Origin of the sequence: Paenibacillus sp. V4I9 (genome assembly GCF_030817295.1) — a bacterium.
Taxonomy (GTDB): Bacteria; Bacillota; Bacilli; order Paenibacillales; family NBRC-103111; genus Paenibacillus_E.
Window position 1 is genome coordinate 6,683,471 of the sequence record NZ_JAUSZE010000001.1, and the last position, 17,268, is coordinate 6,700,738.

At 46.6% G+C, this 17,268-nt stretch carries 8 protein-coding genes; 5 read left to right on the plus strand and 3 right to left on the minus strand.

Translation table 11 applies throughout. The features are described 5' to 3' along the window. Nucleotides 1-125: 125 nt before the first annotated feature. Complete coding sequence (locus QFZ81_RS30715; protein ID WP_307438356.1) at nucleotides 126-1,781, minus strand: DUF4091 domain-containing protein; 1,656 nt, start codon at nucleotides 1,779-1,781, stop codon at nucleotides 126-128. A 224-nt stretch (nucleotides 1,782-2,005) separates the two neighbouring features. Between QFZ81_RS30715 and QFZ81_RS30720 the strand changes: the two genes are divergently transcribed. The 5 genes from QFZ81_RS30720 (at nucleotide 2,006) to QFZ81_RS30740 (ending at nucleotide 7,655) form a co-directional block, all read left to right on the plus strand. After that, the gene (locus tag QFZ81_RS30720) at nucleotides 2,006-2,956 is read left to right on the plus strand and encodes a metallophosphoesterase family protein (protein WP_307438351.1); all 951 of its coding nucleotides are present in this window, start codon (nucleotides 2,006-2,008) and stop codon (nucleotides 2,954-2,956) included. A gap of 27 nt (nucleotides 2,957-2,983) precedes the next feature. Further along, complete coding sequence (locus tag QFZ81_RS30725; RefSeq protein WP_307438349.1) at nucleotides 2,984-3,835, plus strand: DMT family transporter; 852 nt, start codon at nucleotides 2,984-2,986, stop codon at nucleotides 3,833-3,835. 139 nt (nucleotides 3,836-3,974) lie between these two features. Then, nucleotides 3,975-4,562, plus strand: coding sequence for a TetR/AcrR family transcriptional regulator (locus tag QFZ81_RS30730; protein WP_307438347.1), 588 nt, complete (start codon nucleotides 3,975-3,977; stop codon nucleotides 4,560-4,562). A gap of 64 nt (nucleotides 4,563-4,626) precedes the next feature. Next, nucleotides 4,627-6,045, plus strand: coding sequence for an MFS transporter (locus QFZ81_RS30735; protein WP_307438344.1), 1,419 nt, complete (start codon nucleotides 4,627-4,629; stop codon nucleotides 6,043-6,045). A 395-nt stretch (nucleotides 6,046-6,440) separates the two neighbouring features. After that, nucleotides 6,441-7,655, plus strand: coding sequence for a response regulator (locus QFZ81_RS30740; RefSeq protein WP_307438342.1), 1,215 nt, complete (start codon nucleotides 6,441-6,443; stop codon nucleotides 7,653-7,655). 144 nt (nucleotides 7,656-7,799) lie between these two features. On the opposite strand, the gene QFZ81_RS30745 is transcribed toward QFZ81_RS30740, so the two are convergent. Then, nucleotides 7,800-10,895: an ATP-binding response regulator gene (locus tag QFZ81_RS30745; protein WP_307438341.1), complete on the minus strand. Its 3,096-nt coding sequence runs from the start codon at nucleotides 10,893-10,895 to the stop codon at nucleotides 7,800-7,802. 200 nt (nucleotides 10,896-11,095) lie between these two features. Continuing rightward, on the minus strand, nucleotides 11,096-16,114 hold the full coding sequence (locus tag QFZ81_RS30750; protein ID WP_307438338.1) for a DUF8202 domain-containing protein: 5,019 nt from the start codon (nucleotides 16,112-16,114) through the stop codon (nucleotides 11,096-11,098). Between the last annotated feature and the right edge of the window lie 1,154 nt (nucleotides 16,115-17,268).

Consider the following 17,268-nt stretch of genomic DNA (forward strand, 5'->3'; position numbering starts at 1 on the left):
GAGTTTTCCGTAAGGAAACTGGCATCGTAAGCATCAGCTATTGACCGATGATATCCACATGGTGATGTTTCCTGTTGTTTTCATCCAGTTTATAAGGTGGCGCTTACGATGTCAACGGATCGGCTTCATCCTTTAGCCAGCGATGCAATAAGTTGATTGATCTTCTCACGTTTCTTGATAATCCAGTCGGGTTCATGCGGATAATCGCTGAATGTTAATGGCACAGCAAGATCTTCTTCAACCATAGCAATAGTTTTCTCGCGACCAATTAAACCTTCTAACATTTCAAGCGCCCTTACATCTTGCAACGCTTCATAAAATACGACCATACGAATAGATTCGATTGGTCCCGTTTCTCCTGGATATACAAGAAAGGCATCCCCAGAAGGAAAAGCTCGATCCGCATCCGTTTGGACAAATGGATTCACCATTTTACGTGCATATTGTGAATACCAGAAGTTATACCCCCAGTGTAAAAATCCTCGTATATTAAATTTATATAACTGGAATCCAATGATCCGATTTCTCTCCGAAGGAAATGCAAAGAATCGATTTGATACTTTTTTGTACTGCGCACAGCAATAATAAGTCCAAAGGTTATCCACGCCGCGGCTAATAAAGGAATCGATATGATTATTGGCAACCACTGGTGTGTTCACAAGGCCATGCGCGTAAAATTCATAGTCCGAAAGTGCATCGAACGTAGGATATCCTTGAAAGAACTGGCTCAATCGGGTACTTGCTGCTCGATATGATTCCAAATTGTCCAAGGTCGGTTCGTCCGAAACGTGGAAAAATACGCGATCCTGAATGCCCTGCTTTTTGATAAACTGATCCAATTCAGGTAAAAATGCCTCTAGAAACTGGCCATATTCTTCTCCAGTTGCGTCTGTTTCCCAACCAAATATTCGCTTCAGCTGCCCCTTTTCCGCAGCCATGATTTTGGGCGCAAACTGTGCCCCCCATTGCGTAAATAAATGAGAAAACTCATAGTATTCAACCCCGCAGCGTTCTCCAAGTGCTATCCATCTCTCTAGTAAGCGAAAATCAAATCGGTACCCATTCTCATCACGCTCTACCTCTACCAACTGCACAGTAGTCCGCTCACCGCCAACTTCTGTATCCAATGGAGGCGTGAATAAGGGTGTTAAAATCATATTGATTCCTTGTTTGACCGCAGTTTGAACATATTGCTCAATAAGAGTCCAGTGCTCTTCGCTGAAGACATTCACATTGTAATGATTAGCCAAACAATCCGTATGAAACCATTCGGTTCGAATCAACTTTTGCTTGGGCAAAGAACCGCTCATTACGTGCAAATGGATACGTTCCGATCCCATCTTATTGCCATCTGAGGATAACAACATCACATCAATCGGATACACACTCTCTAAATGTTGATTTTTGAGATCCACCGTTATCCATAGAGAGCTCCAGCTCCCAGGTAAAGCGACTTCACCATTTACATCCAATGGCATCAACGGATCGGGATACAGACCAGGTTGATCACTGATCACATAACCATCATGATCGCCATAACATGCTAATTCACTTGGCACTAATCCGACTTTTCGAATTGTTATACACTCGGCTAGAGGTGATTCGATTTCGATGCGTATGCCTTTGATAAGCTGCTCCGATCGATAGGCTACCTGAAACGAATAAATTTCGTTGCTGAACGTTGTTGCTCGTTCAAGGAAATAAAGAGAATTGAGTTCATGATGAGCGATTACTTTAGCCAAAGAATTCAAACATCGTAATTCAACCTTTTTATCAGACATGATGTGGTCTCCTCTTACTTAGAATTAATATGTTGATTGATTATAAAGATACGGTTGTTACTCCGTACCGTATATCGGCATTTTTTGCCTAATCGCTCTTTTTTGTGAAAAAATTCTTCATTGACAGCATAGCAAACCAGCGATACAATAGCCAACAAACAACAATATATAATAAAGAAACAACATGATTACTACAAAAATACAACTTATAGGGGGACATTATCGTGCAGCATCAGCTTGTCTTTCGCGAAGATCGAACTTTTACGATTGCCCAGTTCACCGATTTACATTGGGAAAATGGTGAGGATCAGGATCAGGAAACACGTCGTCTAATGGAAGAAGTGCTAGACGCTGAGCATCCTGATCTTGTCGTATTTACAGGCGACGTCATTTACACAGGGCACGGGGCTTCTGGTGAACCTGTTTGCGAGAATCCGCATCAAGCGTTTCGCGATGCCGTTCACACGGCCGAATCTCGCGGTATTCCATGGGCTGTTGTGTTCGGCAACCATGATACAGAAACTACCATCACTAGAGATGAACTTATGCATACAGTGCTTGAGCATTCCCATACCATTACCCAGCGAGGACCAGAAGGAATTAACGGTGTTGGCAACTATACGTTATCCATTTCCGGTCCCGATGGTCAGACCGCTGCCGCTTTGTACTTCTTTGATTCCGGGGATCGCTCTGTGCTGCCGCATATCCAAGGTTATGATTGGATTCGCAGCAATCAGATCGACTGGTACAGGGAGGAATCCCGTAAGCTCCAATTGAGCATCGGGGCGCAGGCGTACCCTGCCTTGGCCTTCTTTCACATCCCGCTTCCGGAGTATAAACAAGTTTGGGACAATGAGACCTGCTACGGCAACAAGTTTGAAAATGTCTGCTGCTCTCCCGTCAATTCAGGACTATTTACAGCAATGGTTGAAATGGGCGATATCGTAGGGACCTTCTGCGGACACGACCACGTCAACGATTATTGGGGCGAGCTTTACGGAGTACGTCTCTGCTACGGAAGAGCAACCGGTTACAATACCTATGGCAAAGACGGCTATCCACGTGGTGCCCGGATGATTCGACTCCGCGAAGGCGAGCGTTCTTTCGAATCCTGGCTGCGACTGGCTGACGGTACGGTAATCATCGATCAACCCGAACACAACCCCAACGTTTAACTTCTCTCAAGGTTTGGAGATGATCGCTTGTTTATCGTTTCAATTTTACTAGTCGTAGCTTCTGGTCTTACGCACGCGGTCTGGAGCTTATTCACCAAAAGAAGCCAGAATAAAAGCGTCTTCCTATGGTCCATCATGATGGTAACCACAATCGGACTTCTTCCTTATTTAATCAGAGAACTATGGCTTACCCCTTTATCTCTAAAAGCCTACGGATTCTTACTTTTATCTGCTTGTTTGCAAAGCGTCTACTCCCTGTTGTTGGCACGCACCTACAATATGGGCGACCTGTCCCAGGTGTATCCGATTATGAGAGGCACCAGCACGCTCTTCATTCCCATTGGCAGCGTCTTGTTCCTTCGTGAATCCTTATCGATATACGGTTGGATAGGTCTGCTCTGCATGGTCTTCGGTTTCATTTGGCTTAGCGGTATTTTCACCCGTAAACAAGCATCCGCCGGAACGGTTAAAGCATTCCTTATGGCCCTTAGTGTCGGCCTATGCACGACATGCTACGTTTTTGTTGATCGCATCAACCTTCAGCATGTTTCAGCTATCTCTTTATTAGAGGTTACGAATATTGGGTTCATGGCTGCACTGACGCCGATTGTACTCGCTTCTAAACAACTTCGCGTCGAATGGAAGCTGAACGCCAAGATCATTTTACTGGGTGCGATCCTCAATCCCGGATCTTATTTGTTATTTTTGATCGCCATGAAATATGCTCCTGTCGCCCATATCTCACCAATTCGTGAGATTGGCACTGTCTTTGCTACGATTCTGGGCATTGTTGTGCTCAAAGAAAAGCAAGGCACACTACGAATTATTTGCTCGATTCTTATCCTGATCGGCATTCTGATCATTAGCTTTTTTGGCTAAACAGTGGTGCCATGCGGATAAAAGCGTAATTTTGCAGAAAATTCTTTATAACAGGATATACATACATTGACTTTATTTCATATCCATCATATTATAATGTCAGTGAGTACTGACATCGTTGTGGAAGAGGGATAATAACATGGACGGCAGCAAGCTGGGAAGCAGCGATAGACTTCTCTTAGCGGCGCTCAATTTGATCGCGGCTAAAGGCTACAATGGGGTAACCACCCTTGAAATTGCCACAGAAGCAGGTCTTAGTGAGAAGACATTATTTCGCCAATTCGGCAGTAAACAGAAGCTTCTCGAAGCCGCATTTGACCGCTATCATTATGCCGAAGAGATGAAAAAGCTGTTTAGTGAAAAGCTCGTGTGGGATCTGGAGAAGGATCTGCTTCTGGTTAGTAAAACCTATCATGAGATTATGAACCGTAATCGCAAATTGATCCAGATCAGCCTCAAAGAAGAAGGCCAACTGCCCGGATTCAGCGAGCGTACGCATAAGCATCCTCTGCAATTGTTGGAAATCTTAACGAATTATTTCATCACGATGTCCGAGAAAGGCAAAATGATTCCCACGAATCCGGAGATGCACGCCTTCTCCTTTATGATGATGAATTTCGGGGCGTTCATGAACGATCTCGATAGCCATAAAAATTACTCAACCATTTCGTTGGAGCCATTTATTCAAGAGAGCGTAAAGATTTTTGCTAGGGCCTTACAACCCTAGTTTTTTTACAGAGTCAATGTCAGTCAGTACTGACAGTCAAATTTTAAAAAGGATGTGGTAACGTATGACTACCCAAACCCAAGAACCGCAGCAAGCCGGTGACAAATTAATGCGTATTTTGATGTTCACCCTGATTATATCCATGATGAGCGGCATCATGTTCAACATCGTCTTGCCCAAGATTAGTGAAGACTTCTCCCTTACGATTTCCCAGGTCAGCTGGCTTTCTTCTGCCTACATTCTGATCTACGCGATTGGCGCAGTCACCTACGGAAAGCTGGCAGACCGCTATAGGCTGAAAAGTTTGATAACCTTCGGACTCCTTTTATTTACAACCGGGTCTCTCATCGGGCTGACCTCACAAACATTCGGAATGGCGCTAGTTGGCAGATGTCTGCAAGCATCCGGAGCTGCGGTTATTCCCGCGATTGCGATGATCATACCCTTGCGGTATTTCGCTCCGGAGCGCAGAGGTGCAGCTCTTGGTATGACCGCTGTAGGCTTAGCTTTTGGTAATGCACTTGGGCCTGTTGTCGCTGCTTTAATCGTTAGCACGGTACACTGGCGCTGGTTATTTGCTGTACCCTTGCTTATTTTGGCGACCCTCCCTTTTTACCGCAAATATTTAGGAAATGAACTGCCTGGAACAACAGGGAAATTTGACTGGATTGGCGGTAGTCTGTTGGCCATCACAATAGCCTTATTTCTGCTGAGTGTTACGAAGGGAATCTGGCTTTTGTTAGGTGGCTTACTCGCTTTAGGGTTATTCATTGCTCGAATTTACACGGCTGGGGAGCCCTTTATTGCGCCAAAACTCTTTCGAAATAATAAGTACACGCTCGGACTAACCATTTCATTCCTCATCAGCGGTACTTGCTGCTCACTCTATGTACTCAGTCCTCTGCTATTAGCAAATATTCAGAAGTTGCCATCCGTTTGGATCGGTTTCGCGATGGTCCCTGCAGCTGTTGCTTCTGCTGTATTTGGACGTAGAGGCGGTAGACTCGCGGATCTAAAAGGCAATTCGTTCGTCGTTTATGTGGCTTCAAGCCTACTGCTGGCTTGTTTTATTTTACTCTCCACTTTTACTGGAGGATCCCCCCTGTTTATTGCTGTATTTCTGATTCTTGGCAACGTCGGGCAATCTTTCATTGTCATTGCGTTATCCAACTCGGTTTCAAGAACCCTGCCTAAGGAACAGGTCGGCGTGGGGATGGGCATGCTGGCGATGGTCAACTTTATTTCGCAAGGGATTGCTATTGGCATATACAGTAAAATTGTTGATCTTGGATCCCAAGGCATTCCAAACTGGAACCCCTTTTACAGCTATTCATCTGGCTTTATTTTCAGTAATATCTGTTTGGTTATAGCCGCATTGCAACTGGTTATTCTAGCTATTTACTATTTCTCGTTTGGTAGAAAGAAGCAAAAGAAGACTGTAGTCTTGAAGGAGTCTGAGACAAGGGCTTTACCGAATATTTAGAACTAATCGACAAAATTAAGAAGGCCTATGCATAGTTGCATGGGCTTTCTTAATTTCACTTTTTAAATATTAAAAAAGACAGCCTGAAAAGGCTTATTTAGGTCTGCACGAAATTCCGTTTAGAGCTGAACTGGACCAGGCTCAAGGGTGAACTGATAATATGCATCCCGTATCTTTGTTCTTAGCTTGATAGGCATGTGGCGGTACCCCTTTTAAATTTTATGGGAACAGTACCCCAATGATGATATAGCGAATAACAGCGCTTTTTTTCCGCATCTGCGCGGCTTGTTCGGACAAGCTCTAATCATCCATTACCAAAATCCCGATAGTATTGGTATAACGGGTCAAATGGCACTGAAAAACAATGTAATACATTTTTATGGAGCGTGAAATACATGAAGATTATGTTGGTGGATGACGAAGTACTGGTGCTAAATCAGATTCAGCGAATGCTATCGGGGTATTCCGGGATTTCGGTGGTCGGCTCATTTCAGAATGCGCGGGAGGCTATTGCGCGAATGCCGGAACTTCAGCCGGACGTCATATTTTTCGATATTCACTTGCCGGAGCTGTCGGGCATTGATGCAGTAGAATTGGCACAGGAGGCTTGCCCGGGAATCGATATTGTGTTTGTAACGGCATATAACGAATATGCTATCCAAGCGTTCGAACTGAATGCGGTCGATTATTTGCTTAAGCCGCTGCATCAAGCTCGTTTGGATCATACGATAAAGCGACTAATGCAAAGAAGATTGCATAAACAAGAAGACATCCAATCAACGGCGCCTTCCCGTGTTCTCTGTTTTCGGTCTCTCCGTTTTCAGAACAGCAGCGGGTCTCCGGAAATTCCGAAATGGCGGACGACTAAAACGCAAGAGCTGTTTGCTTATCTGCTGCACCATCGCGGCAATATCGTCCTCAAGGAAACGCTTCTGGAGCTGCTGTGGCCGGAGCTTGACGTGAAACAGGCGACGAGTCAACTGTACACATCGATTTATCACATCAGACAATGCTTGAAGCAAATGGTCATCGATATCCCCATCCGCAATCTGACTATTCAGGAAGGCTACGTGCTGGACACAAGCCGCATTCGGATTGACGTGGATGAATGGGAGAACGGTTTGCGGCAGGCGAGCGGAGGAAATTTGGCCGACAGTCATTCCGAGCTGCTGCGGCTGCTTGAGCTTTATGAAGGGGACTATTTTCAGGAGTACGGGTTTGGATGGGCGGAGACCGAGCGCGAAAGACTACGGAAGCTATGGTATAAGCACGCCAGTTCGATAGCCCGATTCTATGAGAAAGCCGGATTGCTGGAGGAAGCGCTCGCGATGTACGAACGGATTCAGGATGCGGATCCGTATAACGAAGACAACGGACTTGCGCTGATGAAGCTTTATACGGCAAGCGGACGGCGCAAAGAAGCGGAGAAGCACTTCCGTAAGCTGAATCATCTGTTTTCCAAAGAGCTGCAGATCGGCTTGACCGACAAGCTCGTAGACTGGTTCGAATTAATCGAGAATGAAATTTCCCATAACACAATGAGAGTGACGAAGGAGGACATAGAAGCAGAAACCTTGGTAACTATCCATGCCGCTGCGAGGCGCCCCTAACAATGCTTCGCTACAGCTCGTTCGAGCCATTTTCAAAGTAGATCTTGAGGTGCACACTTGGCTTTGAGGAGGAAGGCAATCACATCGTTCGCCTCTCTCCAAGCCAACAGCCTGCAAACGCTAAAGCTTGATACTCCTCACACTTCACTTCGGCATGACAAAGGAAACGGTCGTACCTTGCTCCGGATAACTCTGAATTTGCAATCCATTCCCATACATTTGTTTCAACCGCCGATCGATATTGCGCAGACCAACTCCTTGCCTGCCGCTCGAATGTGTGCGCAATAATCCTTTCACCGTTTCTTCATCCATTCCAACACCGTTATCGGTAATGGTTGCTTCTGAACGGTCTTCATATTCGGTGATTTGAATAAGGATCTTTCCTCCCGACGAACGCCTCGTTATACCGTGCCGTACTGCGTTTTCCACGAGAGGCTGGATGGAAAGCGGAGGAATCTTCAGCCTCATGCCCACATCAATTTCCCATACAATATCCAAATTGCCGTTGAAACGTTCATTCTCGATATACAAATAGGAACGGACGAGAGCAAGCTCCTGTTCAAGCGGAACAAGCTGCTCGGAATTTTGAAAGTTGAAGCTGGATCGCAAATAATTTCCGAACTCGTCAAGCAGAAGGCGCATTCTGTTCAGATTGATGTCGCTGAGCGCCGCTATCGCGTTGAGCGCGTTGAATAAAAAATGCGGCTGTATTTGCGCTTGCAGCCATGCAGCTTCCATACGCAGCCGTTCGCGCATCGAACGGTGCACATCGGTTAATGCCCTGACCCGAGCTATCAACTCCATCGTATCCGCAGGTTTTACAACGTAATCGTTGGCGCCTGCCAAAAATCCCGCGGCAATATCTTCAGAATTGTTGCGTGCGGTCAGAAGCAGAATGGGCAGTTCTGAGCTCGAATAGCGCTCGCGGATCGCGTGCGTTAACTCATATCCCGACATGTGAGGCATCATGACGTCGGTAATAACCAGATCCCACACTCTCGAATTTAGTTGAGACAACGCTTCTTTGCCGCTCGTAACCGCAACGATATCGAAGCTTTTCGCAGTTAAAATGTCCTCCAATACTTTCAGGTTAAACGGATCATCGTCCACAGCCAATACGATCGGTCTATCCGTAGATCTGGAACTTGGCATCTCCGTATCTTCACCGTATTGAATGTTCGAGCCGGCAGCGCCTGTTTCCATATAAGCGGGCAATAGAATCGACGCAGCTTCCATTTCCGGTTGAACGAAAAGCGAATCGGACAGCGCCAATGAAAACGTGAATACTGTGCCTTCGCCGGGGGCAGAGATGACCTCTAACGCTTCGCCATGCAGCTCTACGAGCTGCTTGCAAATGCCAAGCCCGAGTCCGATGCCGCCGCCTGGAGCCGCCGTCATGCCGGTGTCGCCTTGCTCGTAGGGCTTAAAGATTCTTTGCAGCGTTTCCGCGTCCATGCCTACGCCTGTATCCGCAACGCTAATGTACGCTTTCCCGCCCTTAACGGCTGCCCGGATGGTGATTGTCCCTTCATTAGTAAATTTGACCGCATTGTGAACTAGATTGAACACAATTTGAACGAGCCGGTTTTCGTCGGCCATCACAGGGGGATACTCGTTTGGAATCTCGCTGATGAGACGGATCGGTTTACCTTCGGTCATGAAGCGAACCATGTCGAATACGCCGGAAGTGACCGCTTGCAACTGAACACTTTGCAGATGCAGGCGGACGATACCCTCCTTGAGACGCGTCAAATCGAGCAGGTCATTTAACATAAACGACATGCGCCGGCCGACGATGATCATCAACTCCAAATTTTTGGCGCTCTTATCGCTCAGCGCATGTTTTTCGCTGTCAAGTACCGTTTGCGCCATATTCAGTATCCCGTGCAGCGGATTGCGCAATTCATGCGATGTGTTGGCCAGGAAATCGTCCTTCAATTTGTCTGCCATCCTTAACTGCTCATTCAGTTTAGCGTTTTCTTCGGAATTGCGGAAGTACTGCTTGAACCAGTAAGCGGAAAAACAGACAATAGCTGCCAGCACGTCAACCGGGTAGTATACGCTCGTTACTTCCGAGCGAGTATTAAACGCCCCCCAGACAGAGTTGGATAAGATGCTCGTGGTGGCAAGCACCAGAAAGATGGCGCCAGACTGGTTTCTTGCTATCATTTTGCCGACTAGATAGACAATCCAGCCCCATGGGAACCAGCTAATCAGCGTGAATACATTAGCATCGATCGAATGGTAAATGAGCGGTGGCGGCATGACCGCCACAAACCCCCAATATAAAGTGAAAACGCCGACGTACGTACGGAACAATCCAGTGTTTGTTTTGATCTTGGCAAATATTCCAATCAGTAATAGGAAAAAAAAGGAAAAAGACAAGTACGAGAGTACCTTGATTTTCAACGCCCATGCATAGTTGATGAAAGGCATGCCTACCAACAGCAGGCTATCGTTATCGGACACAATCGAAAGACCAGAGACCAAAAGCAGCATGAAGAAGACGAGCAACGATTTTTGCCGATTGAACATGTATAACATCAATGCGTACAAGCCATGCAACATCAGTATCATGAATGTCACAACCTGAAAGCCAATGGAGCTCCAGCGTTCGGTATCGATGACCGCATCCGACCCGAAGCGGATGTCCCTGACAATGCCGCCATTAAACGGATTTTCGAAATTGGCAACGCGTACAAGCAGCTCGATCTCACTCACTCCGTTCGCCTTATAGAGCGGGGTATAAGAAATCCGGCGGGGCGTATACGTTTTCGCTTGCTCAGTCGGTTGGCCGACTCCTGCTAGCTGACCGTTGAATTCAACTGTTGAAGAGGCTTGAATTTCCTGAATCCAGAATTCGAAAGACTGCTGCAGAAAAGGACTGACAAGAATGCGCAGCCGGTACGTCCCGTATCCGAAAGATGACTTTGACCCTGACGGCAAAGCGCTTCGCCAATCCCCCGGAACCTGTATATAACGCTTGCCAAGAGATTCCCGGCCCTTGTCTTCATGCGTGATGAACGCTTCCGGATAAAACTCCCACTCGCCTTTCAGCGTAATGGAACGGGATTTCGCGAAGTCCCAGCCGCGCAGATCGAGCACGCCTTGAACCGCTCGAGGATGTTCAGGCGTAAGAAAAAACCCGGACCAAAGCCACCGGATGCCGAGAAGTATGAAAAGAAACAGGATGAACGTGGCAGCATATTTCAGGGCGTTTTTGTTTTTTATCCGTATCATAAAGAAGCTCACTCCCAACATTTCGCCGAGCAACTCCACCATCTGCTTGCAAATGCTGGGGCTCATATTTTCGACAAGAACAGCGTGAATTCCTTCTGCCGCAATCGGATAATAAAGTCTGGAATGTAAAGAAAGCCCTCCAATATACGAAACATTGGTGGGCTTTCTTATTTTGAGCTTACTTAATCAATGACGTTTTGTTACGGTATCCAAATTTCCATACCGTTTGATTTTTTGTATTTATGGGCATGGGTTGCTTCCATGATATCATAGTATGCCCAGTAGCCACTTGAAACGTCTTTGAAAACTTTGAAGCTGGTAGACGCATCGATGGCTTTCTTGTCAGGCTGACGATTAAGCATTCTGTTTACAATCGTAGCAGACTCTGCACGAGTGATGGTTTTATTCGGTTCAAAGGTGCCGTTCGGATAGCCATTTACCCATCCATATTCCGCTGAGGTTGTTATGTTGGAATATGCCCAATGGGTGTTCGATACATCTGTAAAACTCTTATTGCCAGGAGCTTTATTCGAAAAGCTTACTGCTATTATTGTAAACTCTGCGCGAGTGATGGCCTTATTAGGTGCGAAGGAGCCATCTTTATAGCCGTTAATAATACCGAGGCTAGCTAAGGTGTTCACAGCTTTTGCATACCATGCCTTTTCAGGTACGTCAGCAAAGTGCTTTCCTGAAGTATTTACATCCTGATTTTTTAGAAGATTATAGAACATTTGAGCGACTTCAGCACGGGTTATTGAGCCGTCCGACCTAAAGGTTCCATCCTCATACCCGCTTAAATATGTTAAATGTTCCATCGTATTGAGCAACTTGGATACTCCCGTATCGGCAGCCGATGCTGGTGCCTTGTCTAAAGCTTTGAACGCAGCGTTAATCTTAACTGAACCACTCGGTTGGACATACGTGTAAGTACCGTTGCCAAGGTCTGTATAGTTGATTACATTACCTTTATCATCTGTAATCGATAACTTGTCCAGAGTATATCCGGCATCAGGTGTAACAGTAATGGTCACTTTTGTACCGGATGTAGCGCTATTATTATCTACAGTAACTTTTCCGCCTGCGGCATTATCAATCGTAACGGTGGGGCTGATGAAACCTCCGCCTCCACTTCCGCCATCCGTTGATGGCAGTGAAGGTCCTGTGCCCGGCAAGTTATCCGCAAATATCATTTGGTTGGAGTAAACCAAACCATAAGTCGAAAACTTGGTTGAGGAGAACGTTACCGTTGTTCCATTGACAGAGGCTGGTATGAATTCCGCAACGCCGCCATGAACTCTCACAATAGCGAAATACTTATAACCCAGCAGGTTTGTCGGAATGGGCAGTGTAATACTAATCGGCTCCGGCACTACAGGCACAAGCTGTGAAGCGCCTGGAGTGATTACTGTGCCGCTGCTGTTTAGTACATCTACTTTTTTTGTAATGTTAATATCATACATAAAGCCAATGATTGCCGCACTTGAGGTAACGCGGGTTTCAATTAAGCCTTTGTCGGCTGATACTCCTGGAGTTGTGCTAGTAGACACATCCGCTGCATTCAGATTAAGAGTGACATTCAAAGATTGGCCACCCAGTAGCTGAGCAATTTCTGCAGGCGTAAGCAGCATACCCTTTTGATTATCCAATTGATTTCTTGTGGCAGCAGGGTTTGCAACACCGCTTACGGCACTGCTAATCTTTAATGAAGCCTGGAGTAAATTCAATATCGCATTGGATACATTCTCTACCGTTGTCCGGCTTATTTGCAATTGTTCTTCCGGTGTGAGAGCCGTAAATTCGTCATGTGCTGCTTGTAAAGCCTCTAAAGTATTCGTGCGGATAGCAGCTGTCATATCACTGGCTACCTTTGAAACAGCAGTAGAAGGATGCACAATAATGTTTCCCTTGTCATCGCTTGTAACGCTCATTCCCGCAGGTGCTCCCGCATTTGGCTTAAATGGCCCATATGTGACGTTACCAGCGTTATCTACGGTAGCAGTAGCCGTAAATGTTGCGTTAAGTGATGCGTTGACAGGGTTCGTAATCGTAATACTTGCAGGATACACCCCTACCGGTACACCGTTTACAGCGTATTTGCCAGTATATTGATAGACACTGCCTGTAACGCCAGCCACAGTGATTGTTGCTTGTGTAGGATAGGTTGTATCTTCATACATCATTCCGCCAGACAGGTTTGTTGTAGACGTCGAAGCCAATGTACGAATCGTTGTTCCCGCGCTGATAGCGGACGCGTTCTGCGTCGCTGTCGCTTTCACACGGGTTACAATCGTATAGTCCGTATTCGGTGTCAGTCCGCTGAACGTTGGGCTATCCTGCCAGGTCACACCGCCGTCTTTGCTGTATTCCTGACCAGCGACGGCCAGCAACGTGATGCTCGTTGTTGTTTTACTTGCTACATCAGGTGCTGCCGGAGCCGCCGCTGCGGCTACCGCAGCGGTCGCCGAACTCGTTACGCTGCCTGTCGCATGTGTGCCGTCGGCGGTGACCTTCACGGTGATGGCCGTGCCGAGGTCGGCTGCGGTTAACGTGTAGCTTGAACCCGTCGCATTTGCGATAGCGACTCCGTCGCGATACCACTGGTAAGTCGGCATGTTACCCGATGTGCTCGGCGTATACGTGATCCCCGATAAGTCCGCCGTCAACGTTTGACCAACCTTGGCGACACCGTTGATCGCTACGCTCCCCCCCATAGCCGGAAGAGCAGCTGTACCGATTACACCGGGAGCCCGACCGGCGCTGGAGTCTCCTTTTACGCGAACTTGAGCATTGGAAACAGGATTCGGCACGCTTGCCAGCGGCTGTGGGTTGGCAGTTGCTGCCGTCCATGTTGTCCCGCCGTCCACCGTATATTCATAATCGGAAACATTGGCATATCCCGATACATTGTTCCACGTCAGCGTCTTCGCACTTGCGTCCAAAATCACATTGGTTGGAGCCGCCGCTCCGTCCGCTGCGGCTACCGCACCGGTCGCCGCGCTCGTTACGCTGCCTGTCGCATGCACACCGTCGGCGGTGACCTTCACCGTGATGACCGCACCGATGTTGTCTGCGGTTAACGCGTAGCTGGAACCTGTCACACTCGCGATAGCGACTCCGTTACGATACCATTGGTAAGTCGGATTATCATTCGTTGTAGCCGAATACGTGATTCCCGTTAAGTCCACCGTCAACGTTTGACCAACCTTGGCAGTACCGCTGATCGCTACACTGCCTCCTATCACAGGAAGAGCAGCCGTAACGGTGGTCGTCTTCACGTCCGTCGTGGTCGTATCTGTCCATGCGCTGCCATCCCACGTTTGCTTCGTGAAAGTAGCCGTTACCGTGTAACTGCCTGCTGTCGCAGGCGTATAAGTTGAGGTATAGGTGACTCCGCTTACGCTGAACGTTCCCGATTTGCCGCTTTCCGTCGATGACCAGCTTGTCGGGATGTACCTTTCATCCCCGTACACCGCTCCTATTTCCGACTGCCGATCTCCCGCTGCCGTTAGCGTCACCGAACCGCCTACCGTGACGCTGCTAGGGCTTTCGTTGACACTGTTGTTCGCCGCACTAGCTAACGTGCCTGTTTTTGCATCTATTGAGAATCGATTCACAGGTACACTGTTCGTACCTATTAAGTTACCAATGCCATTGTAGGACACATTCACTGTTTTACCGGTGACATCCGTTCCTGTTGGTAAAGTGAAAATCATTTTCTTAGCGTCAGTTGGGTCAGCATTAATGACCGGTGTTATTGGTGTACCGTCAATTGTAATTGTCAACCCGGTTGAATTTGTCCACCCCACCTCTTTGTCGAACGTAAGAATAATTTTATTCCCGCCCGCTGCCGCATGTTCGAGCACTGCATTATTCGGTACTGGCACTGGAGCAGCAAAGGTGAAGAATTGTCCATTCGCTAAGGCTGCTTTTGTCGTAAAATAATCTATTCCCTCAAAGCTTACTACTGTTAATTGATGCTCTGTGGCATTCGTGAAATCGGAGCCGTTATCATTTACAAGCAACGTCGAATTTGCTGGAATCATATTCTTCGGAATCGCAATTAGCACTTCGCCGACATTCCCAGTGTTCTGAACTTTCCAGATACGTTCTGCATGGTTTTTGTCTGTCGTGCCAATTTGCTTATCAAATTTTAGGGGTTGTCCGTTATCGCCCCAGATTAACGACTGTTTATCTGCAAGCGTTTCTGAAATACTCTCATTTTTCATTGACAACTGTGCTCCGATGCCAATTGTTATCTTCGATGCAACGTTCGCCGAACGGCTTTGCTTTTGATACAAACCTTGTGCATCGTCACGGGCAATACCTGCAATATTACTATTATAATTCAGATCTGCATTCCAAATTGGAGTGGCATTCGAATCCAAATAATTGAGATTGTTTAATGATTTTCCGTATTTAATCGCTAAATAGGAATTGATTTTAAGTCTGTCTATTGCCGTCAATGGACCTGAATAGAAAATTAATTCGCCTACTTGGCCGTTATAATAACTTACTGGATTTCCATTCGTATCATATTGTGAGCCGAATGATATTTTGTGGTTAATACCTGTTAGAGGAATCGTTCGGCTGGGTGCAGAAACAAGCGCATTCCCATCACGATAAATGGATTGACCTGCGTCTCCGGAACCATTGATTCCATAATTAAAATTCCAAATATACTTTGGACCCACTGTTCCTGCAGAAGCAGATACTCGTTCAGTACCTTGGCTTCCTGCATCCCAATAAACAGCTCCACTATAAGGCAGATGCACATTTAATCTGCCCCCACCGGACGTTTCTTCCCATAAAATGGAATTCGAACCACTTCCTAGATCCGACATTAAAAATACATTAAAATTATTGTAGGCGCTGCTTCCCAGAACACCATTCGCATTTAATAAATAATCATTCGTCCCGTCAAAAGTTACTGCCTCATTAAAGTTAATCCGGTTGCTTCCATCATTATAAACAGGCTGTTTGGTAGCATCGGTTTGAGAGAAATCACGGTTATTACCACTCTGATCGTTCCATGCTGAAACAGTACCGTTCGCCGTAGTCACGCCGGTATCAGCACGAAGCCATAGATGAAGATTTGTGGTAACCCCGCCCGGCGCTGCTGCCGCCGCCGCTTTGGCCGTCTGCGGAGCCAACACCGTAGGCCATAAACCTATGGTCAAGGCGCCGACCAGCAGCAGCTTGAGCGGCTTCTTCCAATTCATCCTACCATTCCTCACAAACATCATTTCATCATCTCCTAATACGATTAATCTGTGCGAATTCCATCTCTACCAAATAACAAATTACGCCATAGTTCAACATTTTCCCCAAACGATAGTAGAATACATTTTAATCCCGTTCACATACACGAACAAATTGTTCTATTAAATGTAGCTGCTACATGGTTTTCCAGGTGTTAAGCAATAACACATCATTCGGAGTTTCCCAATTATCTCAAGCAGATTTAGTTGCATCGCCAAATCCCCCGTTCAATTTGGTTTTATCATACACGTAAAGACTTGGCGGCCTTGTAGCAGGATAACCTGTGGAGACTTAGCAGTTCCAATACGTTTTCATAGCCGCACCTCGTCAAAATCAGGAGTTCAACTCCAACTACAGTAAAACATCCGACCATTCTTATTCTCTTCCGCTCTCAGCTCCTATCTGAAGGGAACCAAAGCACCTCACTCCCGATATATTGCTAAAATCCTTGTTCTTTCGACGGGTATGATCGTAACATAAGGAACTATACAAAATCTCTACAAGCTATGGGTACTTTCACACACTGTTTTCACTCACGCAAATGGAACCGATAAAAAATACATACATTATTATGGAGCGTGTGAAATACATGAAGATTATATTGGTGGATGACAAGGCGCTGGTGTTAAATCAAATTCAGCGAATGCTACCGGGATATTCTGGGATTTCGGTGGTCGGCTCGTTTCCGAATACGCGAGAGAAGCAATAAAACGGCTTGAAAAAAGCCTGAATGGCGTGGAACGGCATATCACCAATGCCGTCAACGTCGTTGCGAACGGGGGATCGAATTCGATGCTGCTGGAGAAGCTGAGGTGCGACCTTGAACAGAAGATGCTGAAGGGCCGTTCGCAAAAGAACAAGCAGCCATCACAGAGGAGTCTCTGCGACAACTGCATTCCCGGCTCGGAGACCAGTAAAGAAATTATTCAAGATCGCGTTCCGTCAGACTGAAGGCGGATGTGAAGTATATCGTCCAGCGAAATCCATTCCATTCCGTCTGTGTGGTTTATTTTGAATTTCGGAGTTGCTGATCAATGGGTCTACTCAGTGGAACTAGCGGGGGAAATTTGCATCTAAGGATGATAGCTCAAGAGCAAAGGCTGCCGTTGTCATC

What these genes read in the sequence shown, in the direction of transcription:
- QFZ81_RS30730 (WP_307438347.1), top strand. Translation starts at nt 3,975, where the DNA reads ATGGACGGCAGCAAGCTGGGAAGCAGCGATAGACTTCTCTTAGCGGCG.
- QFZ81_RS30745 (WP_307438341.1), bottom strand. Translation starts at nt 10,895, where the DNA reads ATGATACGGATAAAAAACAAAAACGCCCTGAAATATGCTGCCACGTTC.
- QFZ81_RS30735 (WP_307438344.1), top strand. Translation starts at nt 4,627, where the DNA reads ATGACTACCCAAACCCAAGAACCGCAGCAAGCCGGTGACAAATTAATG.
- QFZ81_RS30740 (WP_307438342.1), top strand. Translation starts at nt 6,441, where the DNA reads ATGAAGATTATGTTGGTGGATGACGAAGTACTGGTGCTAAATCAGATT.
- QFZ81_RS30750 (WP_307438338.1), bottom strand. Translation starts at nt 16,114, where the DNA reads ATGAATTGGAAGAAGCCGCTCAAGCTGCTGCTGGTCGGCGCCTTGACC.
- QFZ81_RS30715 (WP_307438356.1), bottom strand. Translation starts at nt 1,781, where the DNA reads ATGTCTGATAAAAAGGTTGAATTACGATGTTTGAATTCTTTGGCTAAA.